16 protein-coding genes, 1 pseudogene and 1 other annotated feature are annotated in these 19583 nt (G+C 62.0%); of the genes and pseudogenes, 4 read left to right on the top strand and 13 right to left on the bottom strand.

Going from position 1 to position 19583, the window contains the following annotated elements:
* Window positions 1-90 precede the first annotated feature (90 nt).
* Complete coding sequence (locus tag ACEVBK_RS13440) at window positions 91-3219, bottom strand: DUF3427 domain-containing protein (protein WP_375055434.1); 3129 nt, start codon at window positions 3217-3219, stop codon at window positions 91-93.
* Between the two features lie 286 nt (window positions 3220-3505).
* On the opposite strand from ACEVBK_RS13440, the gene ACEVBK_RS13435 reads away from it, so the two are divergent.
* On the top strand, window positions 3506-3988 hold the full coding sequence (locus ACEVBK_RS13435) for a nucleoside deaminase (protein ID WP_375055433.1): 483 nt from the start codon (window positions 3506-3508) through the stop codon (window positions 3986-3988).
* Between the two features lie 179 nt (window positions 3989-4167).
* Here ACEVBK_RS13435 and trpA read toward each other — a convergent pair whose 3' ends face one another.
* The 6 genes and pseudogenes from trpA to ACEVBK_RS13405 form a co-directional block, all read right to left on the bottom strand.
* Window positions 4168-4974 carry a tryptophan synthase subunit alpha gene (trpA, locus tag ACEVBK_RS13430; RefSeq protein ID WP_375055432.1) on the bottom strand — a complete coding sequence of 269 codons (807 nt, stop codon included), beginning with the start codon at window positions 4972-4974 and terminating at the stop codon, window positions 4168-4170.
* Window positions 4971-6164 carry a tryptophan synthase subunit beta gene (gene trpB, locus ACEVBK_RS13425; RefSeq protein ID WP_375055431.1) on the bottom strand — a complete coding sequence of 398 codons (1194 nt, stop codon included), beginning with the start codon at window positions 6162-6164 and terminating at the stop codon, window positions 4971-4973. Before trpB ends, trpA begins: the two co-directional genes overlap by 4 nt.
* Entirely contained in the window at window positions 6161-7552 is a 1392-nt protein-coding gene (gene trpCF, locus ACEVBK_RS13420) for a bifunctional indole-3-glycerol-phosphate synthase TrpC/phosphoribosylanthranilate isomerase TrpF (protein ID WP_375055430.1), read from the bottom strand. The genes trpB and trpCF overlap by 4 nt, the downstream gene beginning before the upstream one ends.
* Window positions 7546-8541 carry an anthranilate phosphoribosyltransferase gene (gene trpD, locus ACEVBK_RS13415; protein WP_375058571.1) on the bottom strand — a complete coding sequence of 332 codons (996 nt, stop codon included), beginning with the start codon at window positions 8539-8541 and terminating at the stop codon, window positions 7546-7548. Before trpD ends, trpCF begins: the two co-directional genes overlap by 7 nt.
* A 12-nt stretch (window positions 8542-8553) precedes the next feature.
* Window positions 8554-9135, bottom strand: a pseudogene (locus ACEVBK_RS13410) (aminodeoxychorismate/anthranilate synthase component II); the annotation flags it as partial.
* A complete protein-coding gene (locus ACEVBK_RS13405) occupies window positions 9128-10678 on the bottom strand; it encodes an anthranilate synthase component 1 (protein ID WP_375055429.1) in 1551 nt (516 codons plus the stop codon). The gene ACEVBK_RS13405 and the pseudogene ACEVBK_RS13410, both read right to left, overlap by 8 nt.
* A 176-nt stretch (window positions 10679-10854) precedes the next feature.
* Window positions 10855-10957 (bottom strand) — a sequence feature (Trp leader region).
* Between the two features lie 109 nt (window positions 10958-11066).
* Here ACEVBK_RS13405 and ACEVBK_RS13400 point away from each other — a divergent pair.
* From ACEVBK_RS13400 to rluB, 3 genes are read left to right on the top strand one after another with little or no spacing between them, the layout of a single operon-like run.
* The gene (locus tag ACEVBK_RS13400; protein ID WP_375055428.1) at window positions 11067-11891 is read left to right on the top strand and encodes a PHP domain-containing protein; all 825 of its coding nucleotides are present in this window, start codon (window positions 11067-11069) and stop codon (window positions 11889-11891) included.
* Window positions 11892-11910: 19 nt separating this feature from the next.
* Window positions 11911-12531, top strand: a complete 621-nt coding sequence (locus ACEVBK_RS13395) for an L-threonylcarbamoyladenylate synthase (protein WP_375055427.1) — start codon at window positions 11911-11913, stop codon at window positions 12529-12531.
* A gap of 9 nt (window positions 12532-12540) precedes the next feature.
* Window positions 12541-13464, top strand: coding sequence for a 23S rRNA pseudouridine(2605) synthase RluB (rluB, locus tag ACEVBK_RS13390; RefSeq protein WP_375055426.1), 924 nt, complete (start codon window positions 12541-12543; stop codon window positions 13462-13464).
* 120 nt (window positions 13465-13584) lie between these two features.
* Here rluB and ACEVBK_RS13385 read toward each other — a convergent pair whose 3' ends face one another.
* The 6 genes from ACEVBK_RS13385 to ACEVBK_RS13360 all read right to left on the bottom strand — a co-directional run bounded on the left by ACEVBK_RS13385 (window position 13585) and on the right by ACEVBK_RS13360 (window position 19552).
* The gene (locus ACEVBK_RS13385) at window positions 13585-14556 is read right to left on the bottom strand and encodes an alpha-L-glutamate ligase-like protein (RefSeq protein WP_375055425.1); all 972 of its coding nucleotides are present in this window, start codon (window positions 14554-14556) and stop codon (window positions 13585-13587) included.
* Window positions 14549-16063: an inactive transglutaminase family protein gene (locus tag ACEVBK_RS13380; RefSeq protein WP_375055424.1), complete on the bottom strand. Its 1515-nt coding sequence runs from the start codon at window positions 16061-16063 to the stop codon at window positions 14549-14551. Before ACEVBK_RS13380 ends, ACEVBK_RS13385 begins: the two co-directional genes overlap by 8 nt.
* A gap of 5 nt (window positions 16064-16068) precedes the next feature.
* Window positions 16069-16839, bottom strand: a complete 771-nt coding sequence (locus ACEVBK_RS13375) for an ATP-dependent zinc protease (protein WP_375055423.1) — start codon at window positions 16837-16839, stop codon at window positions 16069-16071.
* The gene (cmoB, locus tag ACEVBK_RS13370) at window positions 16832-17842 is read right to left on the bottom strand and encodes a tRNA 5-methoxyuridine(34)/uridine 5-oxyacetic acid(34) synthase CmoB (protein ID WP_375055422.1); all 1011 of its coding nucleotides are present in this window, start codon (window positions 17840-17842) and stop codon (window positions 16832-16834) included. Before cmoB ends, ACEVBK_RS13375 begins: the two co-directional genes overlap by 8 nt.
* The gene (gene cmoA / locus ACEVBK_RS13365; RefSeq protein WP_375055421.1) at window positions 17839-18567 is read right to left on the bottom strand and encodes a carboxy-S-adenosyl-L-methionine synthase CmoA; all 729 of its coding nucleotides are present in this window, start codon (window positions 18565-18567) and stop codon (window positions 17839-17841) included. The genes cmoB and cmoA overlap by 4 nt, the downstream gene beginning before the upstream one ends.
* Window positions 18568-18709: 142 nt before the next feature.
* Window positions 18710-19552, bottom strand: coding sequence for a DUF72 domain-containing protein (locus ACEVBK_RS13360; protein ID WP_375055420.1), 843 nt, complete (start codon window positions 19550-19552; stop codon window positions 18710-18712).
* Window positions 19553-19583 lie beyond the last annotated feature (31 nt).

Genomic DNA, 19583 nt, shown 5'->3' with positions numbered 1-19583 from the left:
GAAGGGCCGGCCATGAACTCACCACCAGGAAATCGAGATTACCAAAAAGGGGTCGGAGTCAATTAAAAATTGACTCCGACCCCTTTTTGGTCAGCTGTTCAGCACACTGAACTCCTGGAACAGCCGTGCTGGCAGTGGGTATTCCAGCTGCCAGGTAATATTCATCGGTTTGCTGCCATGGTAACGAACGAAGTGCACCGGGCCGCAGGCGCGGTAGGGGGTATGCTTGTCGATGCGCACGAACAGTTGAAAGCGCCAGCCATGGTGCCCGTTGTCGATGTAGCGGCGACCGGCCGGGGTGTGGGGACCTGCGCTGTTCTGGGATTGCCAATGAAACAGACTCTGGCTGATGGCGTAATCGTGATAGGCCACGCCCTCGTGCAGGGCGGTACTTTTATCCAGGGTGACGAACAACAATTCGGTTTTATGCTCTTTTAACGTCAGTACCCCGGCCTGAAAAGGGGTGCGTTTTTCCGCGGTTAAAAAGCCCACGGCGGTGAGAATTTCCCGGCTGTGATAAGCCGCATGCAACTTAAGAGGGGTATGCTCCAGTCCGGGTAACGGTGGGTACTGATGCTGGGTCCTGGCATCTAGGTGGCGGCTGAGCTGAGCCAGCTCGTCACACACCGCCGGCGCCTGGGCCAGTCGTTCGAGAAAGGCCTGGGCCGAGCCGGTCTGGCTTTGTTGGCCATCTATCTGATAGGCCAGCATCTGCAGCCGCCGCCGTTGTTGCTCATTTTCGATGACGTATCGGGCCTGATGCTCGGCTACCTGGCCGAGCAGCTGTAACTGCGCCGGATCGTCCAGGTGCAGCAGGCTACTCAGACGACGACTGAGATAACGCTCCTCGGTGGAGGCGGCTCCCGGTAATAAACCGGCATCCCGTTGCAGGTTGGTCCAGCCGCTGTTGTTGCCGCCACGATATATATCGTCCAGCTCCAGTTGCTGCTCATGCAGAAAATCCCCAAGCGCAACCCGGCGGTTTCCCGTCAGGATGACGTAGGCGTGCAGCTCTTGCTGCAGGCGACGCCAGTTCTGATTCAGCGCCTGTTTTAGGCTACTCAGAATATGTTCCCGGGCCTGCTTTTGCAGCTGGATATGGCAACCGCTGGGCAGGCGGCCAAAGCCGTTTTCTATGCAGTCGACCACCTCGCGGCGCGACAGGCCGGTGATGGCACCGTAGAGCAGATCGAAACGGAACCCCTCTTTATGCTGGCCAACAAAATCCAGGATAAGACAGCTTTCCTTGCCCTCGAACAGGCGTAGCCCCCGGCCTATCTGCTGTTGGAACAGGGTGGCACTCTGGGTGGGGCGCAACAACAGCAAGGTGTCGACAAAGGGCAGGTCGATACCTTCGTTATAGAGGTCGACCGTCACCAGGGCGTGGATCTCGCCGCGCTCCAGTTGTCTGGGCAGATCCCTCCGCTCCTTGGATGAGCTTTCCCCGGTGATCACCCGGGCGATGATACCGGCTTGCTCAAACTGGGTGGCCATAAATTCCGCATGGGGGATGCTCACGCAAAACACCAGGGTTTTGCCCCGGCGAGGATCGTCCACCAGCTGTTGCCAGGCGCGGATCACCGCGGCGGCGCGCACATGGTTGCCGGTCAGCAGATTATCCAGGGCCTTGTGCTCGTTGGCCTGCAGCCAGGGAATGTCCCGATAGTCGGTGTCATCGTCGCAGGCGTAATATTCGAAGGGTGCCAGTAGTTGCAGATCCAGCGCCTGCCACAGGCGTAGCTGCGCCGCCGGTGAGCCGTCCGGCCGGTTATCGAAATGGCGCAGTATGTTCTTGCCATCGGCCCGCTCAGGGGTGGCGGTAAGGCCCAGCAGGCAAGCCGGCCTTATGCTGGAAAGCAGGGTATCGAAGCTGTTAGCCTCGATATGGTGGCATTCATCGACGATCACCATCTGCCAGTAAGCGGCGGTCTGGTGGGTGACCAGCTTGCGGGAGTTGAGGCTCTGGATGGTGGCGAACAGGTGGTGATCCTGCTCGGGCTGGTGCTCGCCGGTAAAGAGATCGCCGAACTCCGCCTCGCGTAACACCAGCCGAAAGGTGCGCATGGCCTGCAGCAGCAATTCTTTGCGGTGGGCGATAAACAATAGCCGTGGCAGGCCACCCTGTTTACGGGCCAGGCGACGGTAATCGAACGCCGCCATCACGGTTTTGCCGGTGCCGGTGGCGGCGACCAGCAGGTTGCGCATCCGGCCATGTTCCCGTTCGTTGTCCAGTTGCTCCAGAATATCCAGCTGAAAGGGCTTGGGCTCGATATCGAAGAAGGTGGGGGTAGCGATCAGATCCTGGCCAGATTCCCGTTTCAGCGCCTTTTCCAGCTCGTTACGGTGAGTCTGATCGTCCGGGTCATAGGGTTGGAACTCGCCGTCTTCCCACAGGGTCTCAAAATTTGCCTGTGCTCGTTGAAAAAGCGGGTTCTGACCCTTTTCGGTGAATTTGACCGTCCATTCCAGGCCGCCCATCAGGGCGGCGCCGGAGAGGTTGGCGCTGCCCACATAGGCGGAGCCGAAACCGGTGTCCCGCTCGAAGATCCAGGCCTTGGCGTGCAGCCGGGTGCGGCGGCCGTCGAGCGACACCCGGACTTCGCAGTGAGGCAGCCGAGCCAGCATGTCGAGTGCCTTTTGCTCGGTAGCGCCCACATAGGTGGTGGTCAGTACCCGGATCCGGGCCTGGCTGGCGCCCCCGGCATCGGTGCTGGTGATCCGTTTGAGCACCTCGATGATTTTGCGCACCCCCGATACGGTGATAAAGCTCACCAGAATATCCACACTGTTGCACGACGCCAGTTCGGCGGTTAGCTCATGCAGCAAGGCGGGGGAGCCCTTGCCGGCGGTAAACAGCCAGGGCTGGGCCAGACCGATGGCCGGCAGCTCCGGCTTTCTCTGGGCTGGATAAAGCGAGCGCAGCACTTGGGGCGGCATACACAACAGATCGGGCGCTTCGGCCTGGTTCAAACGCTGGCGAGAGTATTGCAGGATATCGTTGATCAGTTCGGCCTGCGCTTTTACCTTGGCCTCTTTGTCACCAGAGACTCCAGCCAGCAATTGTGACAGCTGCTCGGCCAAGGCACCGGCCAGGCGCTCGTGACTGAACGCCGGGTTCAGGGCTTCGGGCTCGGCATAGAGTTCGGATCGTTCTAGCGCCGCTGCTATCCCTTGGGTGGTCAGCAGATCGTAGAGTCCCTGCGCCAGTGGCTCGGTCATTTTGTCCTTCATAAGGGCGGGAACACCGCTCTGGAACCGGCTTGGAGCCAAAGGCAACCATAGAGGGACGCCATATCGACGGATACTGAATCTCGGTAGAAGCTGAGGGCGTTTTGCTGATAATAATCCACTGGCCGGCGCCGATAGTAAAATCAAAGATGGTTCAGTACCTTATCAGAGTTCCGTCGGCGGTACAGCACCCGGCTGCCGGCGTGGCGGGTTTTGTGCCGGCTGGCATGGGCATGAACGACGGGGGTTATCGGCTAACAGTGAAATGGAGGTAAAGATGGTAATTAGCGAGCAGGATAAACGGCACCTGCGCCGTTGTGTGGAGTTGGCGGCACAAGCGCTGGCGGCGGGGGATCAGCCGTTCGGCTCCGTGCTGGTGGGGGCGGACGGCACCGTGCTGGCGGAGGATCGCAACCGCATCCACAGCCGCGAGCCCACCTGGCACCCGGAAATCGCCCTGGCGCGCTGGGCCGCCGAGCATCTGGGTGAGCAGGAGCGGGCCACCACTACCCTCTATACCTCGGGCGAGCACTGTCCCATGTGCTCCGCCGCCCACGCCTGGGTGGGGCTGGGGCGCATCGTTTACGCCAGCTCTTCGGCCCAGTTCGAGCAGTGGTGTCGGGAATGGAAACGGCCGCCATCGCCGGTAGTGGCCCTGTCCATCCATCAGGTGGTACCCGGCCTGCCGGTGGATGGGCCTGAGCCTACCTTGGCGGCCGAGCTGTGCGAGTTGCACCGGCGCTATTTCGAACAGGCCTGAACCGGGTTTAATCTGATGGGTTCCTGCTTTACGGAGGATTGCGCCCGTCCCAGGTGGTGAAGCCCTTGCTGGCGGTGGCGTTCCTGCTGGTGCCGGCGGCTATGGTGCTGGCCGTGCGAAAGGCTTGGGGCTAAAAGTGAGTCAAGAAAGAAGGCCGGCATAGTGCCGGCCTCTTGTCGTTATGGGCGGGTAGCGGCCTTCATGCTCTGCACGAAGGCGGTCAGGGTGTCCAGCATGGCCTGCTCGTCGTCCAGGTGCTGTTCGATGATCTTGACCACGGCGGAGCCGGAAATGGCGCCGGCGGCACCGGCGCGGACGGCCTCGCGCACCTGCTCCGGGCTGGAGATGCCGAACCCGAGCAGAGAGGGCGGGGCACCAAATTCCTTCAGCCTGGCCAGCAGGCTGTCCACCGGCATGCCGGCCCTGGTTTCGGTGCCGGTCACCCCGGCGCGGCTCAGCAGGTAGGTGTAGCCGGAGCCGGTTTCGGCCACGGCTTTCAGGGTCGCTTCGTCACTGTTGGGTGGCGCGATAAAGATGGTTTCTATGCCGGCCCGGTCGGCGGCGGCCTTGAAGGGTTCGGCCATTTCCAGCGGCACATCGGCCACCAGCACCGAGTCCACGCCCGCCTGGGCGGCGCGACCATAGAAGCTGTCCAGTCCCGGTGCGTATACCAGATTGGCATACACCAGCAGGCCGATGGGCAGCTCCGGGTATTTTTCCCGTACCTGCGCCAGCATCTCGAAGCAGGTCTGGGTACGGGTGCCGGCGCCCAGCGCACGCAGGGTGGCGGCCTGGATGGTGGGGCCATCGGCCACCGGATCGGAGAACGGAATGCCGAGCTCCAGGGCGTCGGCGCCACCGGCGACCAGGGCATCGATCACCCGGAGCGATTGGGCGGGCGTGGGGTCGCCGAGGGTGACGAAGGGCACGAAGGCGCCTTCGTTGTTGGCTTTCAGTTGGTCGAACAAACGCTGATAGCGACTCATTTCATTGCTCCCTTCTGTTCCAGGATATCGGCGACGGTAAAGATGTCCTTGTCGCCACGGCCGGACAGGTTAACCACCAGTACCTGCTCTTTCTCCGGCTCGGCCTCGGCCATTTTCAGGGCGTAGGCCAGGGCGTGGGAGGACTCCAGCGCCGGTATGATGCCTTCGTTGCGGGCCAGGGCTTGGAAGGCATCCAGCGCCTCGTCATCGGTGACCGACACATACTGGGCCCGGCCCGTGGTGGCCAGGTAGGCGTGCTGGGGGCCGACCGAGGGAAAGTCGAGCCCGGCGGAAACCGAGTAGGATTCTTCCACCTGGCCGTCTTCATTGTGCATCATCAGCGAAAGCATGCCGAAAAACACGCCCTTGGTGCCTTCGCCCAGGGTGGCGCCATGCTCGCCGGTTTCAATGCCCTTGCCGGCGGGCTCTACGCCAATCAGTTTGACCTTTTCTTCGTCGATAAAGTCGGCGAACAGGCCGATGGCGTTGGAGCCGCCACCGACGCAGGCGATCACGGCGTCGGGCAAGCGGGCTTCGTGCTCCATTATCTGCACCTTGGCTTCTTCGCCGATCATGCGCTGAAACTCACGCACTATGGTGGGAAAGGGGTGGGGACCGGCGGCGGTGCCCAGCATGTAGTGGGTGGTGTCGTAGTTGGCGGTCCAGTCGCGCAGGGCCTCGTTGCAGGCATCCTTGAGGGTGGCGGAGCCGGCATGCACCGGTATCACCTTGGCACCCATTAGCTCCATACGGAACACGTTTGGTTTCTGCCGTTCACAGTCCTTGGCGCCCATGTAGACAATGCATTCCATGCCCATCAGGGCGCAGGCCAGGGCGGTGGCCACCCCGTGCTGACCGGCGCCGGTTTCGGCAATGATACGTTTCTTGCCCATGCGTTTGGCCAGCAGTGCCTGGCCCAGCACCTGGTTGGTCTTGTGGGCGCCGCCGTGCAGCAGGTCTTCCCGCTTGAGGTAGATGCGGGTCTTGGTGTGGGACGCCAGGTTGCGCACCCGGGTCAGGGGGGTGGGCCGGCCGGCGTATTCGCACAGCAGTTCGCGGAACTCCCGCTCGAATTCCGGATCCTGCTGGGCGTCCACAAAGGCTTTTTCCAGCTGCAGCAGGGCCGGCATCAGGATCTGCGGCACATACATGCCGCCAAAATCGCCGAAGAAGGGGTTTAGTAAGCTCATAATGTGGTTATCCTGCGTCCGTAATGTCTCAGAGTGGCAAAGGCGGCATTGAGTTTGTCGGCGTCTTTATGGCCGGGTGCGCTTTCCACCCCGGAATTGAAATCCAGTCCCCGGCAGCCGAGGGCCGCGGCACGGGCGGCGTTGTCCGGGTTGAGGCCGCCGGCAAGCAGGGCCTTGTTCTTGTCGATGCCTGCCAGCAGCGACCAGTCGAAGGCCTGGCCGGTACCGCCACTCTGGCCGCCGGCTCGAGTGTCGAACAACAGCCGGTCGGCGTTGCCGGGGAGAGGCGGCAGGGCATCGGCCACCGCCACCGCTTTCCAGATTTCCACGCCCTCGGGCAGCATGCCACGCAGGGACGCGATATAGCCCTCGTCCTCGTCGCCGTGCAGTTGCACCGCTTTCAGCCCCAGGGTGCGGGCGGTGTCGGCAATCTCGGTGCGCTTGTGGTTCTGGAACACGCCGACGTAGTCGAGGGGCGCGGCCCGGGTCACGGCTTGGGCCTGTTCCAGGCTCACGCAGCGCGGGCTCTTGGCCACGAAGATGAGGCCCCCGAAGGCGGCGCCGGCGGCCTGGGCGGCGGCGGCGTCCTGCGGGCGGGTCAGGCCGCACACCTTGTTGTCGCCCAGCACCAGCCGGCGGGCGGCCAGGTCCAGGCTGTCCTGGCTCATCAGCGAGCTGCCCACCAGGAAGCCGTCGGCATGGGCGGACAATTCCTTCACCTGGGCGTGGTGATGGATGCCGGATTCGGAGATCACGATGCGATCGGCCGGGATCAGTGCCGACAATTCCCGGGTGCGGTTCAGATCAATGGAAAGATCGCGCAAATCCCGGTTGTTGATGCCGATAATGCGGGCATCCAGCCGCAGCGCGCGCTCCACTTCCTCGGCGCTGATTACCTCGGTCAGTATGCCCATGTCGAGCGAGCGGGCCACGGCGGCCAACTTCCGGTATTGGTCGTCGTCCAGCACCGACAGCATCAGCAGGATGGCGTCGGCCTGGTGGTGACGGGCCAGCTTGATCTGGTAGGGATCGATGATGAAGTCCTTGCAGATCACCGGCTGGGTCACCTGGCTGCGTACCCGGGTCACGAACTCGAAGCTGCCCTGAAAGTATTTTTCGTCGGTCAGCACCGAGATGGCCGAGGCGTAGCGGCCGTACACGCCGGCGATGGCGTCGATGTCGAAGTCGGCGCGGATCAGGCCCTTGGAGGGCGAGGCTTTCTTGCATTCCAGGATAAAGGCCGGTTTGCCGGCGGCCAGGGCCGCCTCGAAGGCTCGATCGCTCGGGGCCAGGCCGGCTTCGAAGGTTTCCAGGGGTTGGGCCTGCTTGCGCGCCTCGACCCAGATTTTCTTGTCGGCAACAATCTTGCCGAGAACGGTACTTAACATTGGCTCAACTCCGCCAGTTTATTGGCTACTTCCATGGCTTTGCCCGACTTTAACACAGCCAGCACCTGCTCCACGCCTTCTTTTAGGGTCTCGGCCCGACCGCTCATCACCAGCAGCGGCGCCACGTTGATGGCGATGACGCTTTGCTGGGCCGGGGTGCCGCCTCCTTGCAGCAGCCTCAGGGTAATGGCCTTGTTTTCGCTGGGCTCACCGCCGGCAATGGCGCTGATGTCGTAACGCCTGAGCCCCAGCTCTTCCGGCGTGATGCTGTATTCGCTGATTACGCCATTAATGATCTCCGCTACCTGGGTCGGGCCGTGGATGGCGATTTCATCCAGGCCGCTGCCATGCACCACCATGCCCCGCTTGAGACCCATGGCCACCAGGGTGTCGGCTATGGGGCGCACCAACTGCTCGGAATAGACCCCCAGCAGCATAAAATCGGGACGGGCGGGGTTCACCAGGGGGCCCAGCACGTTGAAAATGGTGCGGGTTTTCAGGGCCTGGCGCACCGGCATGGCATGGCGAATGCCGCCGTGATAGTTGGGCGCGAACAAGAAGCAGACGTTGACTTCATCCAGGCAGCGGCGGGCGGTGTCCGGGCTCATGTTCAGGTCGATGCCCAGTTGCTCGAGCAGGTCGGAAGAACCGGATTTGCTGGAAACGCCGCGGTTGCCGTGCTTGGCCACCTTGATGCCGCAGGCGGCGGCCACCAGCGCCGAGGTGGTGGAGACGTTGATGGTATTCATGCCGTCGCCGCCGGTGCCGACGATGTCGCAGAAGGGATAGTCCGGGCGCGGAAAGGGGCTGGCGGCTTCCAGTAAGGCCTGGGCGGCGCCGGCAATTTCATCCGGAGTTTCGCCTTTCATTTTCAGTACGGTCAGCAAGGAGGCCATGGTCATCTGATCCATGTCGCCGCGCAGCAGTTCGCCGAACAGGGTCTGGGCCTGGGTACGGCTGATGTGCTCGCCGCGGTACAGCTGCTCCATCGGCCTGGTTTCCGGGGCGCTCAAAAAGGCCAGGCTTTGCTCCAGCAGTCGGGCTCCTTCGGTGGTCATGATGGATTCGGGATGAAACTGAAAACCCAATACCCGCTTGGCGGTATCCTGTACCGCCATGGTCATGCCCTGATAGTCGGCAATCACCGGCAGGGTACTGGGTATCCTGATACCCACCAGCGAGTGATAACGGGCCACGGGCAGCGGGTTGGACAAGTTGGCGAAGACCCCCTTGCCGTTATGGCTGATGAGCGAGCTTTTGCCGTGCCTGATTTCACCGGCGGTTTCCACCTCGCCACCGTAGTGCTCAACCAGGGCCTGATGGCCCAGGCAAATGCCCAGGATGGGGAAGCGACCGATGCAGGCGCCGATCAAGGCCGGCATGTTACCGGCCTGGCTTGGCGTGCCCGGGCCCGGCGAGAGCACCAGAATGGGCCGCTCGCATTGCTCCATGGCCGCCACCAGTTGGGGCACGGGCACCGTATTGCGGTAGATGCGCACGGTGGCGCCCAGGCTGCGGAACTGGTCGACCAGGTTGTAGGTAAAGGAGTCGTAGTTGTCGAGCAGGAAAATGGTGTTAGCCATGGGTCACCTCCGCCAGGGTCTTGCCGTGTGCCAGGGCGATGGCATTGAGCACTGCCGCCGCCTTGTTGTGGGTTTCGTCTGCTTCTGCCTGGGGTTGCGAGTCGTACACTACCCCGGCGCCGGCCTGCACATGGGCCAGGCCAGAGCTGACGAAGGCGGAACGGATGACGATGCAGGTGTCCATGTCGCCCTGGCCGTTGATGTAGCCCACGGCGCCGCCGTAGCTGCCCCGGCGCTGTTGTTCTACCTGGCGGATCAGTTCGCTGGCGCGGATCTTGGGGGCGCCGGTCAGGGTGCCCATGTTCATGCAGGCCTGGTAGGCGTGCAGGGCGTCCAGGTCGGCGCGCAAGGTGCCCACTACCCGGGACACCAGGTGCATCACGTGGCTATAGCGATCCACGCTCAGCAGATCCTTCACGTAGCGGCTGCCCGGCTCGCTGATGCGGGCGATGTCGTTGCGGGCCAGGTCCACCAGCATCAGGTGTTCGGCGGTTTCCTTCTCGTCCTGGCGCAGCTCCAGCTCGATGCGGCCGTCCAGATCCAGGTTGATGCTGCCGTCCGGGTTGAAACCGCGACGGCGGGTGCCGGCGATGGGGTACATCTCCACCTGGCGGCTGCCGTGGTCGAATTTCACCGAGCTCTCGGGGCTGGCGCCGAACAGGATGAAGTCCTGATCGTTGACGTAGAACATGTAGGGGCTGGGATTGGTCTGCTTGAGCTTGCGATAGGCGGCCAGGGGGCTGGGGCAGGGCAGGCTGAAGCAGCGGGAAGGCACCACCTGGAAGATGTCGCCCACCATGATGTGGCCCTTGAGGGTGTCCACGTCGGCGCGGAATTCGGCGTCGCTCTTGTTGACCTGCACCTGGCCGGTAAAGGGAACGTCCGCCAGGGGTTCGGCGTGCACCTGGCCGCAGGCGGCGGCGAGTTGATCTAGGCGGGCCTGCAGCCTTTCTTGCTCGGCGGGGTCGAACACGCAGGCGGCCAGGCGGCAGGTTTCCTGGATGTGATCCAGGGTGATCAGGGTTTCGGCCAGGTAGAAGCAGAAATCGGGGCAGTGGTTGATGCCCTCGGGCACGTCGGGCAACTGCTCGAAAGCGGCGATCAGGTCATAGGCGAAAGTGCCGGCCATAAACAGGTGTTGCTGGCCCTGGTCGGCGTTGAAGCGGGTCAGGACAAGGCGCAGGGTTTCCAGCACCGAGGGGGCCTTGAGCCGGCTGTCTTCGTCCAGGTTGGCGTTGGCCTCGGGTACCGTCACCACCAGTTGATGGGCCTGGCGCTCGCCACCGAGCTCGCGCTCGACCAGACTCAGGGCGGGCAGGCCGTTGGCGTTGAGGGCGGTAAGGGTCACGCTGTGGCGGTTGCACACCAGCCGGACGCAGGCGTCCAGCATCAGCAGGCTCTGGGTGCCGGCCTTGGTGTCGATTTCGGCGGACTCCAGCAGCACGCTGTTGTCACCGGGGATGGTGAGGGCGGCGAACAGGGCTAGGGGATCGCCGGTATAGGGAGCATCTTGCAGTAAAACGTGGAGCTGACCATGCACCATGGGGTGTTCCTTTTGAGTTAGTCGCGGTCATCAGGTATTTGCCTGATCACCTGGCTGGCAATGTCGTCATCGGTTATGGATACAAAGGCCACTTGCAGTGGCAGAAGCTGGGGCCCGGATTGCCATCGCCAAAAAACTGTCTGGGTCGGTTTCATCGCGTCACCTTTTGCTGGATAATAAAAAAGCCCGCAAGGTTGCGGGCTTTTATGTGTGCTGAGACTTAAAGACGAATACAGCAATTCACACTACCCGCGTTCAGGGAGTGTGCCACCACCAAATGGTCAGAGTGGAAATTTGCCGAAACATCGCGCTCTTCTCGTCAATCAGAAACTGGGTACAGTTAAACGATATTCGGGGGTGCAAGTCAACCCCGACCACAGGATTTTTTATGCGAATCGATCTGCACAGCCATTCCACCGCCTCCGACGGCCGGCTAAGCCCCAGCGAGCTGCTGACCCGGGCGGCGGCCCAGGAGGTGGATGTGCTGGCCCTCACCGACCACGATACGGTGGCTGGTTTGGCCGAAGCGCGGCAAGCAGCGGAGCAGCACGGTATCCGGCTGGTGGACGGGGTGGAAATCTCGGCGCTGTGGGAACACAAGGAAATCCATGTGGTGGGGCTGAATATGGATCCGCTACATGGCGGGTTCCGTCGCCTGCTCGAGGCGCAGCAGCAACGGCGCGAGGCCCGCGCCCGGCTGATGGCCGAGCGACTGGAAAAGGCCCGTTTTCCCGGCGCCTATGACGGCGCCCGGGCCATCGCCGGCGCGGCGCCCATCACCCGTACCCACATGGCCCAGTGGCTGCTGGAACAGGGGGCGGCGGACTCCATCGGCAAGGTGTTCCAGAAGTACCTGAGCCGGGGTAACACCGGCTATGCGCCGCCGGACTGGTGCCCGCTCGGTGAGGCGATATCCACCATCCAGCAGGCGGGCGGGGTGGCGGTGCTGGCCCATCCCACCCGCTATGACCTGTCCAACAAGTGGATCAAAAAAATGCTGGCGGCCTTCGCCGAGGCGGGGGGCGATGCCATGGAGGTGTCTATGGCTCAGCAGAGTCCCCAGGAACGTGCTAATTTGGGACAGTGGAGCAAGGACTTCAACCTGGCGGCCTCGGTGGGCTCGGACTTTCATTTTCCCAGTCACTGGCGGGAACTGGGCCGGCAACTGTGGCTGCCCAAAGAAGCGACCCCGGTCTGGGATCGTTTTCTCTAAAATCATTCCGGGAGGAATTATGAGTCAGTATTTCGAAATTCACGTCGACAACCCCCAGGCCCGCCTGATCAACCAGGCGGTGGCTATCGTGCGCCAGGGCGGGGTACTGGTGTACCCCACCGATTCCGGCTATGCCATCGGCTGCCTGGTGGGCGACAAGAATGCCATGGAGCGCATCTGCCGCATCCGCAAGATTGAAAAGGATCACAACTTTACTCTGGTGTGCCGGGATCTCTCCGAGCTGTCGTTTTATGCCCGTGTCGACAACGGTGCCTTTCGGCTGATGAAGAACAACACTCCCGGCGCCTATACCTTTATCCTGCGCGCCACCAAGGAAGTACCCAAACGGCTGCAGAATCCCAAGCGCAAGACCATTGGGCTGCGGGTGCCGGATAATGCCATCAGTCTGGCGCTGCTGGAAGCCCTGGGCGAGCCGCTGATGTCCTGCAGCCTGATCCTGCCTGGTGAAGCCGAGGCCGAATATGATCCGCACCTGATCCGCCAGCGGCTGGAAAAGCTGGTGGATCTCATCATCGACGGCGGTGTGCTGGATCCCAAACCCACCACGGTGGTGGATCTCTATGACGATATTCCCGTTATCGTGCGCGAAGGCGCCGGCGATATCCGTCCCTTTGAATAAGTGAATGACATGACCGAGAAACTGCAAAAAGTACTGGCCCGAGCGGGCAAGGGCTCACGCCGCGAGATCGAAGCGCTGATCAGCCAGGGACGGGTGAGCGTGAATGGCAACGTGGCTCACCTGGGCGACCGGGTCACCGGCAACGAGCAAATCCGGGTGGATGGCCACAGCGTGGAAACCCAGCCCCAGGCCGAGATCATCTGCCGGGTGCTGGCCTACCACAAACCGGAAGGCGAGGTGAGCACCCGCAAGGATCCGGAAGGCCGGCCCACGGTGTTCGACCGCCTGCCCAAGCTGCAGGGCGCACGCTGGGTGGCGGTGGGCCGGCTGGATGTGAACACCTCCGGCCTGCTACTGTTCACCACCGACGGCGAACTGGCCAACCGGCTGATGCATCCGCGTCACGAAATCGATCGGGAATACGCGGTGCGGGTGTTCGGCGAGGTGGACGAGGCCATGCTGCAGCGGCTGCGCAAGGGGGTGATGCTGGAAGATGGCATGGCTAGGTTTGAGACCCTGAAATACAGTGGCGGCGAAGGCATGAACCACTGGTTCCACGTTACCCTGAAGGAAGGCCGCAACCGGGAAGTTCGCCGGCTGTGGGAATCCCAGGGAGTGCAGGTGAGCCGGCTGATCCGGGTACGTTACGGCAAGATCGAACTGCCCCGGACCCTGCCGCGGGGTGGCTGGGCCGAGATGCCCCTGGAGCAGGTCAACTATCTGCGCCGGGAAGTGGGGCTGGCGCCGGAAGAGCAGAGCAAGGTGGACGTGCATGCCACCGAGCGCTACAAGCAGGTGGCCCAGATCCGCAAGGCGGTGCGCAAGCACAACTCCCGCATGAAGAGCGCCGGCACCGGTGCGGCCCCCAAAAAACCGGCCCCCGCCCGCCCGCGCAGCACAACCCAGCGCCAGAAGCGCAAAACCCGGATGTAAGCTGGAAGCCTGAAGCGTTAAGCCGGAAGAAAAACGGCGCCGGGGTTGAACCCGGCGCCGTTTTTTGGTTTTTCGATGTCTGCGCTCCCCAAGCGCATTGGCAGCACCCAGCCTCGAGCTTCAGGCTTCGGTGGCAAATTCCCGTCGGGAAAATGCGACCCGCTCTTCCGGGGTCATGGTGATTTTCTTGCCCAGCTTTTCAATCTTGCGCAGCCGGGGCACCAGGCCGGCGGCGTTGGCGGTCTGGATCGCCAGCCCTGGGCGGGCGTTCAGCTCCAGCAGCATGGGCCCCTTCTGCTTGTCGAGCACCATGTCGGTGCCGATATAGCCCAGTCCAGACATCTCGTAGCAGGAAGAGGACAGGCTCAGCAGCTCTTCCCAGTAGGGTACCTTGAGTTCGAGCAGATCCCGCCCGGTATCCGGATGGTAACGAATGGGCAGGTTGAACTGCACTGCGCGGATGGCGCGACCGCTGTTGATGTCGAGCCCCACCCCCACGGCGCCCTGGTGAAGGTTGGCCTTGCCGTCGGAGGCGTCGGTAGACAGCCGCATCATCGCCATCACCGGAAAGCCCTTGAACACGATCACCCGGGTATCGGGCACGCCCTCGTAGGAAAAGCCGTCGAAGACGTCATCGAAGTTGATCAGCGCCTCGATCAGGGCCACATCCGGCTTGCCGCCGAGCGAAAACAGGCCGGCCAGGATGTTGGAGATATGGCGCTCCAGATCCCCGATGGTTTCCACCTTGCCGCTTGGCTTGATGAAATTGGTCCTGTCGTGGCGTTCGATCACCACTATGCCCTTGCCACCGGAGCCTTTGGCGGGCTTGATGCAAAAGCCCGGCCAGTCCTTGATCATATCCCACAGGTGAGATACCTGGTGCTGGAACTCGATCACGCCCACCAGTTCGGGCACGGTCACCCCCGCATCCAGGGCGATTTTCTTGGTCTCCAGCTTGTTGTCCACCAGTGGATAAAGCCGGCGCGGGTTATAGCGGCTGATGTAGGAAATATTGCGCTTGTTCATGCCCATGATACCCATGCGGCGCAGGGCAAAGGGGGAAGCGTATTGCTCAAGCAGGCTCTTAAACATCTTTCTGCTCATCCACCAGCGGCTTGAAGCGCTTGAGTTCGGTCAGGCGGTAGCCGGTGTAGTTACCCAGCAGCAGCACCGCGGCCATCGCGATCAGTTGCAGCCCGAGGAAGTTGAAAGTCAGGTGGCGGACCAGCTCGTTGTTCATCGCCAGGAAGGCGGCCACCGCCACCAGCAGCGAGCCGCCACCCTGCTTGACCACTTCCTTGGGGCCTTCTTCTTCCCACAGGATCGACATCCGCTCTATGGTCCAGGCCAGGATGATCATGGGGAAGAAGGTGATTTTCATGCCCTCGGTCAGGCCCAGTTGGTAGGCGACGATGCTGAAAAAGCCGATCATGCCGATGACCATGATGATCACCGCCGATATTCGGGCTACCAGCAGCAGGTTGAGGTGCGACAGGTAGGAGCGCAGCACCAGGCCGGTGCCCACGATCAGCAGGAAGCCGACCAGGCCGGTGAGCAGGCTGGTCTGGATAAAGGCCATGGCGATCAGCACCGGCATGAAGGTGCCCGAGGTTTTCACCCCGACGATGATACGCAGGAACACCACCGCCAGCACGCCGATGGGGATCAGCAGTATGCCCTTGAACAGGGCCTGCTCTTCCAGCGGCAGGTTGTAGAGCGAGACATTGATCCAGTCGGGTTGATCGAACTTCTGCGCCAGGGCCACGTTGACCGGTTGCTCCTGCTGCAGCATGGTGAAGGTGACCCGGGAGTTGCTGCCGCCCACCAGATCCAGCACCGGGGCCGAATGGTATTCCCACAGCAACAGCTGCTCCTGGCGCCCCTGGCTGCCGGTGGCCGGATTGAAGGTTTCGTATTGCTCGCCCTCGTAGACCTGCACTATGTCCACCAGCGGCTGGCGACGGCGGCCGTCTTCCAGCTGCAGTCCCTTGAGCAGCCGGGCAGGGACTCCGGCGCGATGCAGCAGCTCCACCAGCAGCGGGCCGGCGGACTTGTATTGGGCCAGCAGCTCGGCGTTCTGGCCCCGGTTACTCAGTTCCTTCAACAGTTCCCGGGTCAGGGTGATGCCGTCGGCCGACCGCTCCCGCGCCAGGGACAGCACCTGATCCATGGCGGTGGCATAGGGTTCGGCGACCTGGGGGGGGGTCAGCGTCGGGACCTGGCTCGACAGTGGGCCCTTGGCGAAGGGATCCTGCATCATGTCGACCTTGTAATACAGCTCCTGCATGCCAGAGGCGGAGCGGATCGACCATTCTGCCCGGCTGCCGCCTTCGGACTCGACAAAGGACAGGCCATAGCCGGGGGAGGCCGCCGATTCGTTCATCAGGGTAAAGCCGGGCTGGCTGCCGGGAATGGCCAGCGAAGCCTTGACCGGCTTGCCGCTGGCCTCGAATTCCACCTTGGCTTCGATGGACCAGATCTGGCGCTTTTCACCGGGCAGCCAGGGCACTTCATACACGAAATGGCGATGCAGCATCAGCGCCAGGCCGACCAGGAACAGGGCGGCCACAATCAGATAAAACGGCTTGCGTGAGTACATGAAGGTTACTCGCTGGAAGAAGTCGGACGTTTAGGCTTGCCCTGCACGTTTTGACGGGCAATATCCACCACGGCAATGTCTTTCAGGAATTCACGACCCAGCAAGACCGGGTAGGTCATCTGGGATCGGTCGGTCAGGGTAAATTCGGTGCGTTCTGACAAGCGGCCCAGGCGAAGGGTGAGGGCCACCACGGGACGCCGTTCGGTGCTGTCGGCGGAGGCCTGACGGATGCGCACATAGCGCACCAGCGGGGTTTCCACCTGCAACCGCTCGTCCACCCCTTCGTGGGACAGGTTGAAGCTGACCCAGGGGCTGCCGTCACGCTCGAACACCGTGATGTCCTGGGCGCTGAGTGAAGAAGTGGTGGCCCCGGTATCGATACGGGCCGGGAAGCTGTCGTTGACCGCATCCAGCCAGACTTCCTCGGTTTCGCCCACGATCAGCTTGCCGTCCCGGGTTTCATTTTCGGGATAGTCTCCCCGGGGAGTGGCCGGCGGCGGTGGCAGCGGCATGGCATGCTGCGGCTCATCGAGTTGCTTTTTCAAGGTCTTGAGCTCCTGTTGCAGGGCGGTCATAAAGGCATGGTGGTTGCTGCTGAGCTGGGTGTTCTGCTGGAACATGGTGTCCACCAGTCGGGCTTCCAGGCTGGCCAGCGAAGCGCTGAGCTGGGCTTCGGAAACGGGAGAGGGCTCGGGTTGCGCGTCCACCGCTGAGGTCTGGCTGACACAGGCGGTCAGCAACAGGGGTAATACCAGTGATGTCGCGACTTTACTCATAGCTTCCCTCTTGTGGTTGATACTGTGGGTCCACCGGCTTGTTGGCGATGATAATCGCCCGTTTGGGGGCCGGGTACCCTTCAATGGTGCGACTGGGGTCTTGTGGATCAAGATAATCCGCCAGTGATTCGTTGCGCATCCAGTCGGTGCGCCGTTGTTCTTCCAGGCTGGTCGTACTTTCGTCGACCACCCTAATCTGTTCGAAACCGCATTTTTCCAGCCAGCCTACCAGGGCGGCACTGCTGGGGATGAACCAGACGTTGCGCATCTTGCCGTAGCGTTCGCCCGGCACCAGTACCTGCTGGTCGTCTCCGTCGATGACCAGGGTTTCCAGTACCAGTTCGCCGCCACCGCGCAACTGGGCCTTGAGCTGCAGCAGGTGATCGATGGGCGAGCGGCGGTGATAGAGCACCCCCATCGAAAATACGGTGTCGAAGGCCCGTAATTCGGGCAGTTCTTCGATACCTAAGGGTAATACTTGAATCCCTTTATAACCATTGGCGAAATGTCTCACCGCTTCGAACTGGCACAGGAACAGCTGGGAGGGATCTATGCCCACCGCCATTTCGGCGCCGGCGCCCATCATCCGCCACAGGTGGTAGCCGCTGCCGCAGCCCACGTCCAGCACATAACGGTACCTGAGCGGGCTGATATGTTCCTTCAACCGATCCCATTTCCAGTCGGAACGCCACTCGGTATCGATGTGGATACCGTGGATGTCGAAAGGCCCCTTGCGCCAGGGATGGAACTGGCGCAGCAGGCTTTCTATCTTTTTCTGCTCGCCCCCGGGTACCTCACCGGGACGACCGATACTGACGCCATCGGCCAGTTCGATATGGTCGGTGGCCACTTTCGGCAGTTTGTGCAGCGCCCGCACCCAGCGGGCGAAGTCGCCATGCAGGTGCCGTTTCTGCCAGTCGTGCAATTGCCCCGGCAGGCAATGCAGCCAGTGTTGTAGTCGATTCTTGGCGATTTGCTGATAGAAGTCACTGAAATCAATCATTTAACAGCCACCATAGAGCCGAAGTTGAAGCACTGGAACCACAGGTCCACATGCGTAAAACCCACTCCTCGGAGCCGCTCTTTGTGCTGTTCCGGGGTATCCGGGCGCAGCACGTTTTCCAGGGCGGTGCGCTTCTGGCTGATTTCCAGCTCGCTGTAGCCGTTGGCCCGCTTGAAATCGTGGTGCAGGTCGATCAGCAGCTCATTCACGGTGTCGTCGGCACTGATAAACTTTTCGCTCAGGATCAGCACCCCACCCGGCTTCAGCCCCCGATAAATACTGGCCAGCAGCGCCTCGCGCCGTTCGGTGGCGATAAACTGCAGGGTGAAGTTGAGTACTACCACCGACGCATTCTCGATAGCGATATCGCTGATATCCGCCTCGACCAGCTCCACCACCGCATCGGACTTGAACGCCGCCAGATGGCTGCGGGCCCGCTCCAGCATGGCGGCCGAGTTATCCACGGCGATAATCTTACATCCCGGTTGCGTCAGGTTACGGCGCATTTCCTGGGTTGCGGCGCCGAGAGAGCAGCCGAGATCGTACAGTTGACTGTCTGGCTGGGCGAAGCGGGCCGTTATCATGCCGATGGCGGAAATGATATTGGAGTAGCCGGGCACGGATCTTTTGATCATGTCCGGAAACACCTCGGCGACTTTTTGGTCAAAGCAGAAATCACCGAGCTGGGCGATGGGCGCGGCGAAAATATGATCTTTTGATTGCATGGTTTTAGTAATGACGACCTTGGCTCACGGCAGCAACAGCTGCACTCAATGGCCGGTATTGTAAAAGAAGCGCAGGGTGTTGTCTTGCGGGCGGCGAAGGGACGCGACAAATTATTTTTTGCCTAACCCTCCCCCCTCTCGTTCAGAACAGTTGCCCTTGGGGAGTCGGCGCCTGGCCGGGGAAGGCCGGCAAGGACGCATCGAGCGCAGCCGCTATTTCCGCCGCCAGCAGCGGAGCCAGCCGGTTGTCGGCGGTGTGTACGAACAGGTAAACCGACTTGCCTTCTCCCAGCCAGCCTCGCAGGCGGGGCAGCCAGGGTTGCCAGTAGGGCAGGTTGTAAGCCGGATCCGGATGGCCAATAAAACGTACCATGGGGTGGTTGCCGGTGCTGATGATATGTACCGGCACCCTGGGTTTCTTGCCCTGGGCGTCGGCCAGGGCCGGGGTGGTGGGGGGGCAGGAAAATACCGGGCGCGAGTCCATGATAATACGGTTTATCTGGCGTTCCAGCAGCAGACGGTTGAGCCGGCGCTCCGCTTCGCCCTTGGCGAAAAACGCCGGGTGACGCACTTCCACCCCGTAGTTGAAATGAGCCGGCAGGGCGTCCAGAAACTGTTGCAGTTGATCCAGTTGCTCGGGCCCGGAGGCCTTGGACAGCTGCAGCATCAGCATGCCGAGCTTGTGGTGCAGGGGGGCCAGGTGCGCGATAAAGTCCCGTGCCGCGCCGATGTTGCCATCCAGCCGACCCTGGTGGCTGACCCGAGAGGGAAACTTGAAGGTAAAGCGAAAGTGCGCCGGAGTCTGGGCTTCCCAGCGTAGCAGGCTGTGTTGTTCGGGGACGCCGTAGAAGCTGGTATTGCCTTCCACCGTATTGAACACCCTGGCGTAATCGCTCAGGTGCTCGGCGTTTTTCAGGCCCGGGCTCAGCAGGCTGCCGGGCCAGTCGGGATGGGACCACTGGCTGAGGCCCAGATATAACGGCATAAAGTTCCTTCCAACAGGGTGAAGCTCCTCC

Origin of the sequence: Zobellella sp. DQSA1, assembly GCF_041950555.1 — a bacterium.
Classification (GTDB): domain Bacteria; phylum Pseudomonadota; class Gammaproteobacteria; order Enterobacterales; family Aeromonadaceae; genus Oceanimonas.
This window is presented reverse-complemented; position numbering and strand designations above follow the sequence as displayed.